Here is a 17961-nt window from a genome sequence, read left to right on the forward strand (position 1 = left end):
TGATGCAAGCGAAACATGGCTACATCAGCGATAGCTAGCCCTGTAGCGTCTGTTTTTGCTCCCGGATATCCTGCTCAATCCCCTCGCGAACATCCTGAGGGATTTTCAACGCATCGCCCAGGGCGTTGAGATAGCTGCGTTCCATAAAGTGGTCAATATCAATGGCGGCACAGCTCAGGAAATAGAGTTCCAGCGCCTCTTCCTCATTCTGCACGCTTTGTGCCAGACGCTGCGGATCGAGCGGCTGCTCAATGGCCTGCGCCACCAGCGTTCTGCCCTGCTCTTCCACGCCGGCTTCTCGCATCTGCTGCTCGATAGCCGCTCGTTCTTTATCATCAATATGCCCGTCGCTTTTTGCGGCAAACACCAGCGAAAGAATGAGTCGCTCCGTACGCAGATCCAGCGGCGAAGTCTCCTCCCCAAAGTGGGGTTCATCCTGGTGCGCCGCGCGTACCCTGTCCTTGTACTTATTCCACAGCACGGTACCGGCGATAGCGCCGCCACCGGCCAGCAACGCGCCGGTACCGTACTTTGCCAGCAGCTTACGTGAGGATTTATTGGCGACCAGCAGCCCTGCCAGCCCTCCGAGCGCCCCCGATACCAGCAGTTTGCTGAGCCCCTGGTCGCCGGAACCTGATGTTTTCTGCCCTAGCATGGATTGCAGTTGATTTAACCAGCCTGACATGATTTCCCTCACTTAACGGTTAACATTTCCACAGCGTAAGCGAGCAGGCGTCAGGAAATGTCCGTCGAGGCTAAAGAAGCGCAAATTTCTCGTCGGCCCTTTTGCCCTGCGCAAGACAGACGCAAACGTTTTCGTTTATACTGCGCGCATCTTTTTCAGGGGGAATGTTATGACTCGTTTAGGAACCGCGCTGCGACCTGCGGCGACGCGTGTGATGCTGTTAGGATCGGGCGAGCTGGGGAAAGAAGTCGCCATTGAGTGCCAGCGTTTAGGGGTAGAAGTGATTGCCGTAGACCGCTACGCCGACGCGCCCGCCATGCATGTTGCCCATCGTTCTTATGTGATTAACATGCTGGACGGAGAAGCTCTGCGGACACTCATCACGCAGGAGAAACCGGATTTTGTGGTGCCGGAGATTGAAGCTATCGCGACCGATACGCTGATCGCGCTTGAGCAGGAAGGTCAGCGCGTGGTGCCTTGCGCCAACGCAGCGAAACTGACCATGAACCGCGAAGGCATTCGCCGCCTGGCGGCAGAGGAGCTGGGGCTGCCCACTTCAAGCTACCGTTTTGCGGGCGATAAAACCGCATTCCTGCAGGCCGTCGATGAGATGGGTTACCCGTGCATCATTAAGCCGGTGATGAGCTCCTCCGGAAAAGGGCAGAGTTTTATCCGCGACAGCAGCACGCTGGACAAAGCCTGGGATTATGCGCAACAGGGTGGCCGTGCCGGAGCTGGCCGCGTGATCGTCGAGGGGGTGGTGAAGTTTGATTTCGAAATCACCCTGCTTACCGTCAGCGCCGTGGATGGCGTCCATTTCTGCGATCCGATTGGTCACCGCCAGGAGGATGGCGATTACCGCGAATCCTGGCAGCCACAGCAGATGAGCGCCCTGGCGCTGGAACGTGCCCAGGATATCGCCCGTAAAACCGTTCTGGCGTTAGGTGGTTACGGTCTGTTCGGCGTGGAGCTGTTTGTCTGCGGCGACGAGGTGATTTTCAGCGAAGTCTCCCCTCGCCCGCATGACACCGGGATGGTGACGTTGATATCGCAGGATCTCTCCGAGTTCGCCCTGCATGTTCGCGCCTTCCTTGGCCTGCCGGTTGGCGGTATTCGTCAGTACGGCCCGGCGGCCTCGGCGGTGATCCTGCCGCAGCTGACCAGTCAGAACGTGACGTTTGATAACGTCGAGGGCGCAACGGGCGCCGGGTTACAGGTACGTTTGTTCGGTAAGCCGGAGATCGACGGCACCCGTCGTCTGGGCGTGGCGTTAGCAACCGGGAATAACGTCGACGAGGCCATCGCACGCGCAAAAGCGGCGGCAGCGAACGTTAAGGTAGCAGGATAAAAAAAACGGGCCGAAAGGCCCGTTTTTCATACGATAAAAAAACTTATTGCTTCGCGCCTTCAACCGCTTCGCGAGCCAGTTTCGTGATGCGATCCCAGTCGCCCGCTTCCAGCGCATCCGCTGGCACCAGCCATGAACCCCCGATGCACAGCACGCTTTTCAGCGCCAGGTAGTCACGGTAGTTCGCCGGAGAGATACCGCCCGTCGGGCAGAAACGCACCTGAGAGAATGGACCTGCAATCGCCTGCAGCGCTTTGGTGCCACCGTTGGCTTCTGCCGGGAAGAATTTGAACTCTTTCAGGCCGTAGTCCATGCCCAGCATCAGTTCAGACACGGTGCTGATACCCGGGATCAAAGGAATAGTGCCTTCGGTCGCTGCTTTCAGCAGCGGCTCGGTCAGGCCAGGGCTGATAGCGAACTGAGCTCCGGCCTCCGTGACTTCTGCCAGCTGTTGCGCGTTGAGAACAGTGCCCGCACCGATGATGGCCTCCGGCACTTCTCTGGCGATAGCGCGAATCGCATCCATCGCGCAGGCGGTACGCAGGGTCACTTCCAGAACACGAACGCCACCCGCAACCAGCGCTTTCGCCATTGGCACAGCGTGCTCCAGCTTGTTTACCACGATAACCGGCACGACAGGGCCAGTGGTCAGGATTGCTTCTGCACTTGTTTTCCAGTTTTTCATCAGAGTTTTCTCTCGCCAGATCGTTAAAATCAAGTCGTCTTAAAACGTAATACAGGTTGCGCCCTGCTCCGCACCGGAGAGTTTCTCACGCAGCGCGCTGAACATTTCGCGTCCGGTTCCCACGCGCGATGCGCTCAGGTCAGGAATATGTGGCTGACGTGCCGCCAGCTCTGCCTCATCCACCAGCAGGGTTAACTCACCTGTCTGACCGTTCACGCGGATCATGTCACCGTCGCGCACTTTCGCCAGCAAACCGCCGTCATAAGCTTCCGGCGTGACGTGGATAGCTGAAGGCACTTTGCCGGATGCACCGGAGAGGCGTCCATCGGTCACTAACGCAATTTTGAAACGGCGGTCCAATAATACACCAAGTGGTGGCATAAGTTTATGTAATTCTGGCATGCCGTTCGCTTTTGGCCCCTGATGACGCACTACCACCACACAGTCTTTATCAAGCAAACCCGCGTCAAAAGCGGGTAATACGTCGTGCTGGCTTTCAAACACCACAGCCGGCGCTTCAATAACCTGGTTCTCTTCCGGTACAGCAGACGTTTTCATCACCGCACGACCGAGGTTGCCGCTCAGCACTTTGGTGCCACCATGAGGAGAGAACGGTTTGTCGATGGTGGCAATCACCTGCGCATCGAGAGATGCGGTCGCCCCGTCGCGCCAGTCCAGCTCGCCATTGTTCAGCCACGGCTCCTGGGTATAGCGCTGCAGGCCAAAGCCTGCCACGGTGTTGACGTCTTCATGCAGCAAACCGCCTTTCAGCAGCTCGCGCATCAGCAGCGGTACGCCACCCGCAGCCTGGAAGTGGTTGATGTCCGCCGGACCGTTCGGGTAAAGACGTGCCATCAGCGGCACCACGGAAGAGATCTCAGAGAAATCATCCCAGTTGATCAGAATGCCCGCCGCGCGCGCCATGGCCACCAGGTGCATGGTGTGGTTGGTCGAACCGCCGGTGGCCAGCAGAGCCACGATACCGTTGACGATCACTTTTTCGTCGACCATTTTGCCCATCGGCATCCATTCATTGCCGTTTCCGGTCAGACGCGTCACCTGACGTGCTGCGGCCTCAGTCAAGGCCTGACGCAGTGGTGCATCCGGCTGGATAAAGGACGAGCCCGGCAGCTGCATGCCCATAAATTCCACCACCATCTGGTTGGTGTTGGCCGTGCCGTAGAATGTACAGGTACCCGGCGCATGGTAGGACGCGGCTTCCGCCTCCAGCAGCGCCTGACGGTCTGCTTTTCCTTCCGCATACAGCTGGCGAATACGCACTTTTTCTTTGTTCGGCAGGCCGCTTGCCATCGGGCCAGACGGCACAAAGATCGCGGGCAGATGGCCAAACGACAGCGCTGCCATCACCAGTCCCGGAACGATCTTGTCGCACACGCCCAGGTACAGTGCGCCATCAAACATGTTGTGTGACAGGCCTACTGCAGCAGACATCGCAATCACTTCGCGGCTGAGCAGCGACAGTTCCATACCATCCTGCCCCTGGGTCACACCGTCGCACATTGCCGGCACGCCACCCGCGACCTGACCTACCGCATTCACGCTGTGCAGCGCGTTACGAATGATATTGGGATAGACCTCATACGGCTGGTGGGCGGAGAGCATGTCGTTATAGGAGGTAATAATGGCGATATTGTTACGCAACATGCTTTTCAGGGAGGCTTTATCATCGGGCTGGCAGGCCGCGAAGCCGTGCGCCAGGTTACCACAGGCCAGCTGGGAGCGATGGACGGTATTGCTCTTTGCCTGTTCAATCCGGGCGAGGTAGGCCGAACGGGTCTCCTTCGAGCGCTCAATAATGCGTTGTGTTACGCGTAACAATGTCGGATTCATAAAAGCTCCTCTAATTTATCTGTCCGGGCTCAGGAGTTTACAACGTCGCTGGCAGTTGTTAACACCGCTGAAACGCTTGCTGTCCGGAGCTCTGGGGCAAAATCACTTCCGGCAGTGTAATAAAAAAAGCGCCGCGGGGAAATCCACGTGGCGCTTAAAAGAATAAAAATTGTGCCACTAGCTGTGTTAGATCATGTTACCGGTAAAATAACACTTTCGGGCTAGTGGATTATCCTACTCAAACTCGTTCCAGGAGCGGCCATCACGGGTGATCATGGCCACCGATGCAACCGGCCCCCAGGTGCCCGCCTGATATGGTTTTGGCGCATCCTGATCGGCTGCCCAAGCTTCGGTAATGGAATCGACCCATTTCCACGCCTCTTCCACTTCATCGCGACGCACGAACAGCGCCTGGATACCACGCATGGTTTCCAGCAGCAGACGCTCATAAGCATCCGCGAGGTGCGTCTGGTTGAAGGTTTCGGAGTAGCTCAGATCCAGTTTGGTGGTCTGCAGGTTATGCTTGTGATCCAGGCCCGGCACTTTGTTGAGGATCTGGATATCAACCCCTTCGTCCGGCTGCAAACGAATGGTCAGTTTGTTCTGCGGCAGCTCCTGCCAGGACTCTTTAAACAGGTTCAGTTCCGGGTTTTTGAAGTAGACGACGACTTCGGAACATTTGGTTGGCAGACGTTTACCGGTACGCAGGTAGAACGGCACGCCCGCCCAGCGCCAGTCATCGATGTCCACGCGGATCGCTACAAAAGTCTCGGTGTTGCTGGATTTGTTCGCGCCCTCTTCTTCCAGGTAGCCCGGCACTTTTTTGCCTTGCGCAAACCCGGCGGTGTACTGGCCGCGAACGGTCTTCTCACGCACGTTGGAGCGGTCAATGCGGCGCAGCGACTTGAGCACTTTGACTTTGGCGTCGCGAATGCTGTCTGCCGTCAGGTCAGACGGCGGTGACATGGCGATCATGCACAGAATTTGCAGGAGGTGGTTCTGGATCATGTCGCGCATCTGGCCTGCCTGGTCAAAGTACCCCCAGCGGCCTTCGATACCTACCTCTTCCGCCACGGTGATTTCCACGTGGTCGATAGTGCGGTTATCCCAGTTATTCACAAACAGGGAGTTAGCAAAACGCAGCGCCAGCAGGTTCAGTACCGTCTCTTTACCGAGATAGTGGTCGATACGGTAAACCTGGCACTCTTCGAAGAACTCTCCCACTTGGTCGTTGATTTCACGCGAGGTTGCCAGAGAGGTACCCAGCGGCTTCTCCATCACCACGCGCGCCGGTTTGGCGTTCAGTTTGGCTTCGCCGAGACCTTTGCAGATGGCGCCGAAAGTGCTTGGCGGCATGGCGAAATAGTTAATGGTGACACGGTTTTTCTGATCCAGCATGGCGCCCAGGCGGTTAAACGCGCTGACGTCATTGACGTCCAGGTTGCAGAAATCAAGACGACCGCTCAGGGTATCCCACAAACTTTCATCAATTTTTTCCTTCATGAAAGTTTCGAGCGCCTCGCGGACGACTTTGGTATAAGCGTCCTTATCCCAGTCGGCGCGCCCTACCCCCAGGATACGGGTATCCGGATGAATTTGGCCCGCTTTCTCCAGTTGATACAGGGAAGGCAGCAATTTTCGGCGTGCAAGATCGCCTTTCGCGCCGAAAATGACCAGGTCACATGCCTGGGCTGTTTGCGTTACCGCCATGTCATTCTCCTCAGTTGGATCACCTGGTACTTCTGCCAGGTATCGTTGTAATTTTATTACAATGCACTGTACTGCTTTTACGTCATTCCCGAAACCATTAGCACTTATCGTCTCGTGCGATACGGCAATTTTTCGCCTTGCAGCCGATTACGGGGGCATTATGACGCAACAAGCGTCGATAATTTGCGCAACAGGGTCATAGCAAAACCCGACATCGATCAAGTAATGAAAAAAAACAACAACATTATCTTGTCGACTGTTACCCTTTATGGAAGCCACAGGGGTAATATCGGCTAATCGAATGAAGATTTCATCCATTTATGAAATCGTTTCCACCCCCACGAGCGCCCTGTTAACAATGAATATGCTTGAAAAAATCCAGTATCAACTGGAACACCTTAGCAAATCCGAGCGAAAAGTGGCTGAAGTCATTCTTGCCTCTCCCGCTCAGGCGATTCATTCAAGCATCGCCGCGCTGGCTCAGGAAGCAGGCGTCAGCGAACCGACCGTTAACCGCTTCTGCCGTAGCCTGGAAACGCGCGGCTTTCCTGATTTTAAACTGCATCTGGCACAAAGTCTGGCAAACGGCACCCCTTATGTTAATCGTAATGTGGATGAAGACGACAGCGTAGATGCCTACACGGCGAAAATTTTTGAGTCAGCTATGGCCACGCTTGACCACGTTCGTCAGTCTCTGGATATGAGTTCGGTGAACCGTGCGGTGGATTTACTTACCCAGGCCAAGCGGATCGCGTTCTTCGGACTTGGGTCGTCGGCCGCCGTGGCGCACGATGCCATGAATAAATTCTTCCGCTTCAACGTGCCGGTGATTTATTCCGATGACATTGTGCTGCAACGCATGAGCTGTATGAATTGCAGTGAAGATGACGTCGTGGTACTCATTTCGCATACTGGCCGCACCAAAAGTCAGGTGGAACTGGCGCAGCTGGCCCGTGAAAACGATGCCATGGTGATCGCCCTCACCACCGCCGGTACGCCGCTGGCACGAGAGGCAACGCTCGCCATTACGCTGGACGTCCCGGAGGATACCGATATGTATATGCCTATGGTTTCCCGTCTGGCACAGCTCACGGTTATAGACGTGCTGGCGACCGGTTTTACCTTGCGCCGGGGCGCAAAATTCAGAGATAACTTGAAGCGAGTCAAGGAAGCGCTGAAGGAATCGCGTTTTGATAAAGAATTGCTCATAAAGAGCGATGTTTCCTTAAAGTAGATAACGAAGACGTAACCAATAATTACGATGTAATGATTTACGGCATTCGGTCCTCTCTTTGCTGCCTTGCGGCAGATGAAGGCCGATTCAATGTTCACGCAACACCAAAGTTGTTTCAGTCAACGGAGTATTACATGTCCAGAAGGCTTCGCAGAACCAAGATCGTTACCACCTTAGGCCCGGCCACCGACCGCGATAATAACCTTGAAAAGATTATCGCCGCGGGTGCCAACGTGGTGCGCATGAACTTCTCTCACGGTACGCCAGAAGACCATAAATTACGTGCCGACAAAGTGCGTGAGATCGCCGCTAAACTGGGCCGCCATGTCGCTATCCTCGGCGATCTGCAGGGTCCTAAAATTCGTGTCTCCACCTTCAAAGAAGGTAAAGTTTTCCTCAATATCGGCGATAAATTCCTGCTGGATGCCAACCTGGGCAAAGGCGAAGGCGATAAAGAAAAAGTCGGGATTGACTATAAAGGCCTGCCAGCTGACGTGGTGCCTGGCGATATCCTGCTGCTCGACGACGGACGCGTACAGCTGAAGGTGCTCGAAGTTCAGGGGATGAAAGTGTTCACCGAAGTCACCGTCGGTGGCCCGCTCTCCAACAATAAAGGTATCAACAAACTGGGCGGCGGCCTCTCTGCGGAAGCGCTGACCGATAAAGACAAAGCGGACATCGTTACTGCGGCTCTGATCGGCGTTGACTACCTGGCAGTCTCCTTCCCACGCTGTGGCGAAGATCTGAACTATGCACGCCGTCTGGCCCGTGATGCAGGCTGTGATGCCAAAATTGTTGCCAAGGTTGAACGCGCGGAAGCCGTTTGCGATCAGGACGCCATGGACGATGTGATCCTGGCTTCTGACGTGGTGATGGTGGCCCGCGGCGATTTGGGTGTGGAAATCGGCGATCCTGAGCTGGTTGGTATCCAGAAAGCGCTGATTCGTCGCGCACGTCAACTGAACCGCGCGGTGATCACCGCGACCCAGATGATGGAATCCATGATCACCAACCCAATGCCAACCCGTGCGGAAGTGATGGACGTCGCTAACGCCGTGCTGGATGGTACCGATGCGGTGATGCTGTCTGCGGAAACCGCTGCGGGCCAATATCCTGCTGAAACCGTGGCCGCGATGGCGCGTGTCTGCCTGGGCGCAGAGAAGATCCCAAGCATCAACGTCTCTAAACACCGTCTGGACGTGCAGTTCGACAACGTGGAAGAAGCGATTGCGATGTCTGCCATGTACGCGGCAAACCATCTGAAAGGGGTTACCGCGATCATCACCATGACCGAATCAGGCCGTACCGCGCTGATGACTTCCCGTATCAGCTCCGGTCTGCCGATCTTCGCCATGTCCCGTCATGAACGTACGCTGAATCTGACGGCGCTGTACCGTGGTGTGACGCCAGTGCACTTCGACAGCACCAATGACGGCGTGGCAGCCGCGCACGATGCCGTCAATCTGCTGCGCGACAAAGGTTACCTGGTGTCCGGTGATATCGTTATCGTGACGCAGGGTGATGTGATGAGCACCATCGGCTCAACCAACACCACCCGCGTTATGACCGTCGAGTAACAACATCTGTGTTAAAAAGCCCTCTCCATCTGGAGAGGGCTTTTTTTATTTCCTCGGATAAAGCTCTTTGCGTTTATAAGGTTCCGTTTCACCCGGCTTTCGCGTTTTAAGCAGCTTCAATATCCACGTGTACTGTTCGGTATGCGGCCCCACCAGGATTTCCACCTCTTCGTTCATGCGACGCGCAATGGTGTGATCGTCTGCGGTCAGCAAGTCATCCATCGGCGGGCGAACTTCAATGCTCAGACGGTGCGTTTTACCATCATAAACCGGGAAGAGTGGGATCACGCGGGCGCGACACACCTTCATCAGGCGGCCAATCGCCGGAAGTGTGGCTTTGTAGGTCGCAAAGAAGTCGACAAACTCACTGTGCTCTGGTCCGTGGTCCTGATCCGGCAGATAGTAGCCCCAGTATCCCTGACGTACGGACTGAATAAACGGCTTGATACCATCGTTACGCGCATGCAAACGACCGCCAAAACGACGACGTACGGTATTCCAGACAAAGTCGTAGATTTTGTTGCCCTGGTTATGGAACATGGCCGCCATCTTCTGACCCTGAGAAGCCATCAGCATCGCCGGAATGTCGACACCCCAACCGTGAGGAACGAGGAAAATCACCTTCTCGTCATTGCGACGCATTTCGTCAATGATTTCCAGCCCTTTCCAGTCAACACGGTCAACGATTTTTTCCGGCCCTTTCAGCGCCAGCTCTGCCATCATTGCCATTGCCTGCGGCGCGGTGGTATACATCGCATCGATGATAGCCTCGCGCTCGGCATCGCTTTTTTCGGGAAAACAGTAATAGAGGTTGATCTGCGCACGGCGACGCGCGCTTTTGCCTAAACGCCCGGCCAGACGGCCAATTTTCCCCAGCAGGGGATCGCGCAGCGCAGCAGGCAGCATAGCGATGCCTGCAAATGTGTAGACCCCGAGCCAGGCGCCCCAGTTGCGCGGATGGCGAAAGGATTTTTCAAACTCAGGAATGTATTCAATATTGTTTTTTTTTGTTTCCATGCTGGTTCCAGGGTCTGGTGACGCAAAATTTTATTGATAGTGTAGCGAGGCAGTCGTCCACGCACAAAAGAAAAAGCCGGCGCATACTGACACCGGCTTTTTTCACAAAAACAGAAGGCTTAGTTTAAGCTCAGCTGCGGTATCACCTCTTTCACCTGCGCCAGGTAATCAGAACGATCTTTACCCGTCAGGCCTTCGGTGCGTGGCAGTTTCGCCGTCAGCGGGTTTACGGCCTGTTGGTTAATCCACACTTCATAGTGCAGGTGCGGGCCGGTCGAGCGTCCGGTGTTGCCGGAGAGCGCGATACGGTCGCCACGTTTCACTTTCTGTCCAGGTTTAACCAGCAGTTTACGCAGGTGCATATAGCGGGTGGTGTAGGTACGACCGTGACGCACCGCGACATAGTAGCCTGCGGCACCGCTACGTTTAGCCACGACCACTTCACCATCACCCACAGCCAGCACCGGCGTGCCCTGCGGCATGGCAAAGTCAACGCCACGGTGTGGTGCGACGCGCCCGGTAACCGGGTTCAGACGACGCGGGTTAAAGTTAGAGGAAACGCGGAACTGTTTAGCCGTCGGGAAGCGCATAAAGCCTTTCGCCAGTCCCGTACCGCTGCGGTCGTAGAACTTACCGTCTTCGGCACGGATGGCATAGTAATCTTTGCCATCAGAGCGCAGACGTACGCCCACCAGTTGGCTCTGCTCACGCTTGCCGTCGAGCATTTCGCGAGACATCAGCACGGAAAACTCATCGCCCTTCTTCAGCTTGCGGAAATCCATCTGCCACTGCATGGCTTTGATCACCGCACTGATTTCAGAGCTGGTGAGACCGGCATCACGGGCGCTGGAAACGAAGCTTCCGCCTACTGTGCCTTTCATCACGCTGTTCACCCAGTCGCCCTTCTGCATTTCACTGGTCATTTTGAAACCGTTTGCAGTGCGATCGTAGGTGCGGGTTTCACGGCGGGACATCTCCCAGGTTAACCGCTGGAGATCGCCATCCGCCGTTAAGGTCCAGGAGAGCTGTTGCCCTATTTTCAGGTTACGCAGGTCTTTATCTGCAGCAGCGAGCTGACTGATATTCCCCATGTCGATACCGTACTGATTGAGCACGCTGCTCAGCGTGTCACCGGTAGAGACAACATACTCGTGGATCCCGGCCTCGTTCTCGATTTTATCGTCCAGTTCATCCTGGGGAATCGCTTCATCTTCCTGAGCAGCCTGGTCGATAGGCTCACTGGCTTCAGGCAGTAAAGAACGGATCTCGCTCTTTTCAAGCTCGATGGTTTTGATGATAGGGGCAGAACTCGGGTGGTAAACATAGGGCCGCCAGACGGCGACCGCTAAGGTGAGTACTGTAAGCGACCCCAGCATAACGCGGTGGGGTCGAGGCAGATTGTTAAATGCCAGGGCGACAGAGCGGGCTATCTGTTGCACGTATTCACTTCCTCGTTAATCTCCTTTCAGGCAGCTCGCATACTGGTCCGCCAGTTGGCTGAGGAACTGCGAATAGCTCGCTTTGCTCAACTGGATATTCGTTCCTAGCGGGTCAAGGGTCCCCATGCGCACGGATGTCCCCCTGGCCACGGCTTCTACGACCGCTGGCCTGAACTGTGGCTCAGCAAAAACGCATGTTGCTTTTTGCTCAACCAACTGTGTTCTGATTTCATGTAAACGCTGCGCACCAGGTTGAATTTCAGGGTTGACGGTGAAGTGCCCAAGCGGGGTCAAACCATAGTGTTTTTCATAGTAGCCATAGGCGTCATGAAAAACGAAATACCCTTTTCCTTTCAACGGTGCGAGCTCATTACCTACCTGCTTATCGGTTGCGGCTAATTGTGCCTCAAAATCCTTCAGGTTGGCGTCTAGTTTGGCTCGACTTTGCGGCATAAGTTCCACTAATTTGTCGTGGATTGCAACCGCTGAAAGCCGCGCTATCTCTGGGGAAAGCCAGAGATGCATGTTGTACTCACCATGATGGTGATCTCCATCACCTTTTTCACCCTCTGCCGCGTGATGGTCATGTTCATCACCGTCGTCATCCGTGCCTTTCATGAGCAACGGTTTCACGCCGGAAAGCCCGGCAATCGCAACCTGTTTATCGCCTGGAATCTGTTTGGCCGACTTCTGCATAAACGCTTCCATCTCTGGTCCAATCCAGACGACTAAGTCCGCGTTTTGTAAGCGTTTTACATCTGAAGGGCGAAGAGAATAGTCATGCTCAGAGGCCCCGTCAGGCAGCAAAACCTGGGTTTCCGTCACCCCATCGGCAATGGCCGACGCGATGAATCCAAGCGGTTTAAGCGAAGCGACAACCGCCGCGTTAACATCTTGTGCGGTTGTACCCCAAAGGGCAGCGGATAATGCTGCGAAAAGAAGCGTATTTTTATGTAACATAATGCGACTAATCATCGTAGTGAATGCGTGGAATGTGATATTATAACATTCGTTGACTTCTTCAAGCTTAAATTGACATGACGACACTGGTTTCTCTCGATAATATTTCGGTCTCTTTCGGCCAGCGCCGCGTCCTCTCTGACGTGTCGCTGGATCTGAAGCCCGGCAAAATTCTGACGCTGCTTGGTCCTAATGGCGCAGGCAAATCCACGCTGGTACGGGTTGTACTGGGTCTGGTGACGCCCGATGAAGGTGTTATCACCCGCGAGGAAAAATTGCGTATCGGCTATGTGCCTCAGAAATTACATCTGGATGCCACGCTGCCTTTAACGGTGAGTCGCTTTCTGCGCCTGCGCCCCGGCACGCGGAAAGCCGATATTCTCCCGGCGCTGAAACGCGTACAGGCGGGCCACCTGATTGACGCGCCGCTGCAAAAACTTTCCGGGGGTGAGACGCAGCGCGTTTTGCTGGCGCGCGCGCTGTTGAGCAGCCCGCAACTGCTGGTGCTTGATGAGCCTACCCAGGGGGTGGACGTTAATGGTCAGGTCGCGCTTTATGATTTGATCGATCAGCTTCGCCGTGAACTGAATTGCGCCGTGCTGATGGTCTCCCACGATCTCCATCTTGTGATGGCGAAAACGGACGAAGTGCTGTGCCTTAACCATCATATTTGCTGTTCCGGCACGCCTGAAGTGGTCTCGATGCACCCGGAGTTTATCTCCATGTTTGGCCCTCGTGGCGCTGAACAGCTGGGTATTTACCGTCATCATCATAATCACCGCCATGATTTACAGGGACGAATTGTCCTGCGCCGGGGAAATGGACACTCATGATTGAACTGTTACTGCCCGGCTGGCTGGCCGGGATTATGCTTGCCTGCGCCGCGGGTCCACTCGGCTCGTTTGTGGTCTGGCGCAGAATGTCCTATTTCGGTGATACCCTCGCGCACGCCTCTTTGCTGGGCGTGGCTTTTGGTTTACTGCTGGATGTGAATCCCTTCTACGCGGTGATTGTCGTCACCCTGCTGCTGGCAGCCGGGCTGGTCTGGCTGGAGAAACGTCCGCACCTCGCCATTGATACGCTGCTTGGCATTATGGCCCACAGCGCGCTCTCGCTGGGTCTGGTGGTGGTGAGTCTGATGTCGAATATCCGCGTCGACCTGATGGCCTATCTGTTTGGCGATCTGCTTGCCGTGACGCCGGAAGATTTAATTTCCATCGCCTTCGGTGTGGTGGTGGTACTCGGTATTCTGCTCTGGCAGTGGCGTAACCTGCTGGCGATGACCGTCAGCCCGGACCTGGCCTTCGTCGACGGCGTGAAGCTGCAGCGGGTTAAGCTACTGCTGATGCTGGTGACGGCATTAACCATCGGCGTAGCGATGAAGTTCGTCGGGGCGCTGATTATTACATCGCTGCTGATCATCCCTGCCGCCACGGCGCGCCGTTTTGCCCGCACGCCGGAGCAGATGGCCGGTGTGGCCGTGATTATCGGGATGATTGCGGTAACGGGTGGGTTAACCTTCTCGGCGTTCTATGACACGCCTGCGGGGCCGTCAGTGGTGTTGTGTGCGGCGGTGCTGTTTATTTTCAGCATGATGAAAAAACAACCGAATGCCTGAATGAACGATTAGCGCTTCCACAGAGGGTGGCGCTTCGCTTCATGTGCTGTGATCAACGCATGGCGGGACTTAAACCGCTGGAGTGCGCCCATGTTGGGTGCACACGTAAATAAGCCCCGATGAAATTATCGGGGCTTATTTTATTACCTGGTACACGTTGCTAAATGCAATTTGGCACCAGGGACGTTTATACCGCCTTCCATATCAAGACACTTGACAATACCATCGGTATCAACTTTTTTCAGCTGTCCGTTAATATAGTCCCAATGACTCGCAATAGGTTCATATTCGCGGTAATGACTCCAACTTATTGATAGTGTTTTATGTTCAGATAATGCCCGATGACTTTGTCATGCAGCTCCACCGATTTTGAGAACGACAGCGACTTCCGTCCCAGCCGTGCCAGGTGCTGCCTCAGATTCAGGTTATGCCGCTCAATTCGCTGCGTATATCGCTTGCTGATTACGTGCAGCTTTCCCTTCAGGCGGGATTCATACAGCGGCCAGCCATCCGTCATCCATATCACCACGTCAAAGGGTGACAGCAGGCTCATAAGACGCCCCAGCGTCGCCATAGTGCGTTCACCGAATACGTGCGCAACAACCGTCTTCCGGAGCCTGTCATACGCGTAAAACAGCCAGCGCTGGCGCGATTTAGCCCCGACGTATCCCCACTGTTCGTCCATTTCCGCGCAGACGATGACGTCACTGCCCGGCTGTATGCGCGAGGTTACCGACTGCGGCCTGAGTTTTTTAAATGGCGGAAAATCGTGTTGAGGCCAACGCCCATAATGCGGGCGGTTGCCCGGCATCCAACGCCATTCATGGCCATATCAATGATTTTCTGGTGCGTACCGGGTTGAGAAGCGGTGTAAGTGAACTGCAGTTGCCATGTTTTACGGCAGTGAGAGCAGAGATAGCGCTGATGTCCGGCAGTGCTTTTGCCGTTACGCACCACCCCGTCAGTAGCTGAACAGGAGGGACAGCTGATAGAAACAGAAGCCACTGGAGCACCTCAAAAACACCATCATACACTAAATCAGTAAGTTGGCAGCATCACCCATATTCGCGTATATAAACTTTGCCGCTTGCTGGTGCGAAGGCATATTCTGGATATGTTTCCAGCATCAGCATCCCATTAATAGCGAAATTGACCTCACGAATATTCTGCAATTCTGGATTAGAATCACATGGCTCCATCACCGCCTGCTGGTAAGCAATGCCAGTCATACATAATTTTCGTCCGTTACTGGTATTTTCAAGTTTATTATCCACCATTTTCCATGTTTGGGTTCCGGAAATAGCGGCATTCGCGGCGCCAGACAAAGCCGCCATAGTCAGAGCGGCAATAGTCAGAGCCGTCATTGTTTTCATTTTGTTATTCCTGATGTGATGATGAAATTTATTCATAGCATGGATATCGCTATAAATTCATCATAGAGGGAATAAGCGAATTATCTAAAATGATAGGTAGGATAAATTTATCCAAAATAATATGGATGATAATTCAGATGAGGTAACTAATCGGTCAGCGTCGCAGGCGAAATTTAACATCCCGCCTGCTCACCATTACGGCATTGACGGTGGCGTAATGCCGAAATGATTCCACGCCCGCACCGTCGCCATACGACCACGCGGCGTACGCTGTAAGAATCCCTGCTGGATCAGATACGGCTCCAGAACATCCTCGATAGTTTCACGCTCTTCACCGATCGCCGCCGCCAGGTTATCCAGCCCGACCGGTCCGCCAAAGAATTTATCCAGCACCGCCAGCAGCAGTTTGCGGTCCATATAGTCAAAGCCTTCGGCATCGACGTTAAGCATATCCAGCGCCTGGGCGGCAATCTCTGCCGAAATGGTGCCATCGTGCTTCACTTCGGCAAAGTCGCGCACGCGACGCAGCAGGCGGTTGGCAATACGCGGCGTACCGCGCGAACGCTTCGCCACTTCAAAAGCGCCCTCTTCGCTCATCTCCAGCCCCATATAGCGCGCGCTACGACCGACAATATGCTGCAGGTCCGGCACCTGATAAAACTCCAGACGCTGCACGATACCGAAGCGGTCGCGCAATGGAGAGGTCAACGATCCGGCACGGGTCGTTGCGCCAATCAGGGTAAACGGCGGCAGATCGATCTTGATGGAGCGCGCAGCCGGGCCTTCACCAATCATGATATCCAGCTGGTAATCTTCCATTGCCGGATAGAGCACTTCCTCTACCACCGGAGACAGACGGTGGATTTCATCGATAAACAGTACGTCATGCGGTTCAAGGTTGGTCAGCATTGCCGCCAGATCGCCGGCTTTCTCCAGCACCGGGCCGGAGGTCGTGCGCAGGTTGACGCCCATTTCATTGGCAACGATATTCGCCAGCGTGGTTTTCCCCAACCCTGGCGGGCCAAAAATCAGCAGGTGATCGAGCGCTTCGCCGCGCAGCTTTGCCGCCTGGATGAAAATCTCCATCTGGGAACGTACCTGCGGCTGGCCGATATACTCATCAAGCAGTTTCGGGCGGATCGCACGATCCACCACGTCTTCTGCCTGAAGGGTGCCTGCCGATACCAGGCGGTCTGCTTCAATCATCCTTTACCTCACAATGCAGCGCGCAGCGCTTCACGAATCAGGGTTTCACTGCTGGCATCCGGTTTGGCAATTTTGCTTACCATCCGACTGGCCTCCTGAGGTTTATAGCCCAGCGCCACCAGCGCGGCAACCGCTTCCTGCTCAGCGTCATCATCTGTTGACGGCGCCCCAGGTGACGTCAGAACCAGATCGGTGGCTGGGGTGAACAGATCGCCATGCAGACCTTTAAAGCGGTCTTTCATCTCAACAATCAGACGCTCGGCGGTTTTCTTACCAATCCCCGGGAGTTTAATCAGCGCCGCAGGATCTTCGCGCTCAACGGCATTCACGAACTGCGGAGCAGACATACCGGACAAAATCGCCAGCGCCAGCTTCGGCCCCACGCCGTTGGTTTTAATCAGCTCGCGGAACAGAGTACGTTCCTGCTTGTTGTTGAAGCCGTAAAGCAACTGAGCATCTTCACGCACCACGAACTGTGTAAAGACAATCGCCTCTTTACCCGCGTCCGGCAGCTCATAGAAGCAGGTCATTGGCATGTGGACTTCATAGCCCACGCCACCCACTTCCAGCAGCACTAACGGGGGTTGTTTTTCAATGATGATGCCTCTGAGTCTGCCTATCACGTGACGCTCCTGCGTTCTGGAAAATGTTTGACTGGCGACATAATAAAAAAAGGCTGGATGTTTATCCAGCCTGATTTCTCTTTATCGTAACCTGCCTCGCGCCAGATTGAGCCGCGATTCACTCATTTGCATCGCGTTCTGGCTGACGTGACAGTGGGTAATCGCAATGGCCAGTGCATCGGCGGCATCGGCCTGCGGGTTCGCGGGAAGCTTCAGCAAGGTACGCACCATATGCTGCACCTGGCTTTTCTCCGCGCTACCTATCCCCACCACCGTCTGCTTTACCTGACGTGCGGCATATTCGAACACCGGAAGATCCTGGTTCACGGCGGCAACAATCGCCACGCCGCGCGCCTGCCCCAGCTTTAGCGCCGAATCGGCGTTTTTTGCCATAAAGACCTGCTCAATGGCAAAAAAATCAGGCTGAAACTGGGTGATGATTTCCGACACGCCCGCATAAATCAGCTTCAGGCGCGACGGCAGATCGTCCACTTTGGTGCGAATACAGCCGCTGCCGAGGTAGGTTAGCTGGCGTCCCACCTGGCGGATAACGCCATAACCGGTGACGCGCGAGCCGGGGTCAATCCCAAGGATAATCGACATCACGCGTCTCCCGTAAACGGCTTATACGCTCT

At 54.9% G+C, this 17961-nt stretch carries 17 protein-coding genes; 5 read left to right on the forward strand and 12 right to left on the reverse strand.

Going from position 1 to position 17961, the window contains the following annotated elements; translation table 11 throughout:
- Nucleotides 1-34 precede the first annotated feature (34 nt).
- On the reverse strand, nt 35-685 hold the full coding sequence (locus tag BFV64_RS13670) for a tellurite resistance TerB family protein (RefSeq protein WP_069602189.1): 651 nt from the start codon (nt 683-685) through the stop codon (nt 35-37).
- A 169-nt stretch (nt 686-854) separates the two neighbouring features.
- Here BFV64_RS13670 and purT point away from each other — a divergent pair, with 169 nt between their 5' ends.
- Nucleotides 855-2033, forward strand: coding sequence for a formate-dependent phosphoribosylglycinamide formyltransferase (gene purT / locus BFV64_RS13675; RefSeq protein ID WP_023330716.1), 1179 nt, complete (start codon nt 855-857; stop codon nt 2031-2033).
- Between the two features lie 43 nt (nt 2034-2076).
- Here purT and kdgA read toward each other — a convergent pair whose 3' ends face one another.
- The 3 genes from kdgA to zwf form a co-directional block, all read right to left on the reverse strand.
- Nucleotides 2077-2718: a bifunctional 4-hydroxy-2-oxoglutarate aldolase/2-dehydro-3-deoxy-phosphogluconate aldolase gene (kdgA, locus tag BFV64_RS13680; RefSeq protein WP_069602190.1), complete on the reverse strand. Its 642-nt coding sequence runs from the start codon at nt 2716-2718 to the stop codon at nt 2077-2079.
- A gap of 39 nt (nt 2719-2757) precedes the next feature.
- Entirely contained in the window at nt 2758-4569 is a 1812-nt protein-coding gene (edd, locus tag BFV64_RS13685) for a phosphogluconate dehydratase (RefSeq protein WP_032636199.1), read from the reverse strand.
- A 234-nt stretch (nt 4570-4803) separates the two neighbouring features.
- On the reverse strand, nt 4804-6279 hold the full coding sequence (gene zwf / locus BFV64_RS13690; protein ID WP_014884309.1) for a glucose-6-phosphate dehydrogenase: 1476 nt from the start codon (nt 6277-6279) through the stop codon (nt 4804-4806).
- Between the two features lie 358 nt (nt 6280-6637).
- Between zwf and BFV64_RS13695 the strand changes: the two genes are divergently transcribed.
- On the forward strand, nt 6638-7513 hold the full coding sequence (locus BFV64_RS13695) for a MurR/RpiR family transcriptional regulator (protein WP_032629265.1): 876 nt from the start codon (nt 6638-6640) through the stop codon (nt 7511-7513).
- A 134-nt stretch (nt 7514-7647) separates the two neighbouring features.
- Entirely contained in the window at nt 7648-9090 is a 1443-nt protein-coding gene (gene pyk / locus BFV64_RS13700) for a pyruvate kinase (RefSeq protein WP_008500455.1), read from the forward strand.
- Nucleotides 9091-9135: 45 nt separating this feature from the next.
- On the opposite strand, the gene lpxM is transcribed toward pyk, so the two are convergent.
- The 3 genes from lpxM to znuA all read right to left on the reverse strand — a co-directional run bounded on the left by lpxM (nt 9136) and on the right by znuA (nt 12506).
- Nucleotides 9136-10107 carry a lauroyl-Kdo(2)-lipid IV(A) myristoyltransferase gene (lpxM, locus tag BFV64_RS13705; RefSeq protein ID WP_045134193.1) on the reverse strand — a complete coding sequence of 324 codons (972 nt, stop codon included), beginning with the start codon at nt 10105-10107 and terminating at the stop codon, nt 9136-9138.
- Between the two features lie 119 nt (nt 10108-10226).
- A complete protein-coding gene (mepM, locus tag BFV64_RS13710) occupies nt 10227-11546 on the reverse strand; it encodes a murein DD-endopeptidase MepM (RefSeq protein ID WP_014884312.1) in 1320 nt (439 codons plus the stop codon).
- Between the two features lie 15 nt (nt 11547-11561).
- Complete coding sequence (gene znuA, locus BFV64_RS13715; protein ID WP_045134199.1) at nt 11562-12506, reverse strand: zinc ABC transporter substrate-binding protein ZnuA; 945 nt, start codon at nt 12504-12506, stop codon at nt 11562-11564.
- 77 nt (nt 12507-12583) lie between these two features.
- Here znuA and znuC point away from each other — a divergent pair, with 77 nt between their 5' ends.
- Complete coding sequence (gene znuC / locus BFV64_RS13720) at nt 12584-13339, forward strand: zinc ABC transporter ATP-binding protein ZnuC (RefSeq protein WP_014884314.1); 756 nt, start codon at nt 12584-12586, stop codon at nt 13337-13339.
- Nucleotides 13336-14124: a zinc ABC transporter permease subunit ZnuB gene (gene znuB, locus BFV64_RS13725; RefSeq protein WP_014884315.1), complete on the forward strand. Its 789-nt coding sequence runs from the start codon at nt 13336-13338 to the stop codon at nt 14122-14124. Before znuC ends, znuB begins: the two co-directional genes overlap by 4 nt.
- A gap of 307 nt (nt 14125-14431) precedes the next feature.
- Here the strand turns inward: znuB and BFV64_RS13730 are convergent.
- The 5 genes from BFV64_RS13730 to ruvC all read right to left on the reverse strand — a co-directional run bounded on the left by BFV64_RS13730 (nt 14432) and on the right by ruvC (nt 17929).
- A protein-coding gene (locus BFV64_RS13730) for an IS1-like element IS1B family transposase (protein ID WP_095033700.1) occupies nt 14432-15129 on the reverse strand; the annotation gives its coding sequence in 2 pieces (ribosomal slippage) (nt 14432-14880 and nt 14880-15129; 699 coding nt in all).
- Between the two features lie 50 nt (nt 15130-15179).
- Entirely contained in the window at nt 15180-15497 is a 318-nt protein-coding gene (locus BFV64_RS13735; RefSeq protein WP_201159193.1) for a hypothetical protein, read from the reverse strand.
- 195 nt (nt 15498-15692) lie between these two features.
- The gene (gene ruvB / locus BFV64_RS13740; RefSeq protein ID WP_069602191.1) at nt 15693-16703 is read right to left on the reverse strand and encodes a Holliday junction branch migration DNA helicase RuvB; all 1011 of its coding nucleotides are present in this window, start codon (nt 16701-16703) and stop codon (nt 15693-15695) included.
- Nucleotides 16704-16711: 8 nt separating this feature from the next.
- Nucleotides 16712-17326, reverse strand: coding sequence for a Holliday junction branch migration protein RuvA (ruvA, locus tag BFV64_RS13745; protein ID WP_023330723.1), 615 nt, complete (start codon nt 17324-17326; stop codon nt 16712-16714).
- Nucleotides 17327-17407: 81 nt separating this feature from the next.
- Complete coding sequence (gene ruvC, locus BFV64_RS13750) at nt 17408-17929, reverse strand: crossover junction endodeoxyribonuclease RuvC (RefSeq protein WP_014884319.1); 522 nt, start codon at nt 17927-17929, stop codon at nt 17408-17410.
- Nucleotides 17930-17961 lie beyond the last annotated feature (32 nt).

This window comes from Enterobacter kobei (assembly GCF_001729765.1).
GTDB classification, from domain to species: Bacteria; Pseudomonadota; Gammaproteobacteria; order Enterobacterales; family Enterobacteriaceae; genus Enterobacter; species Enterobacter kobei.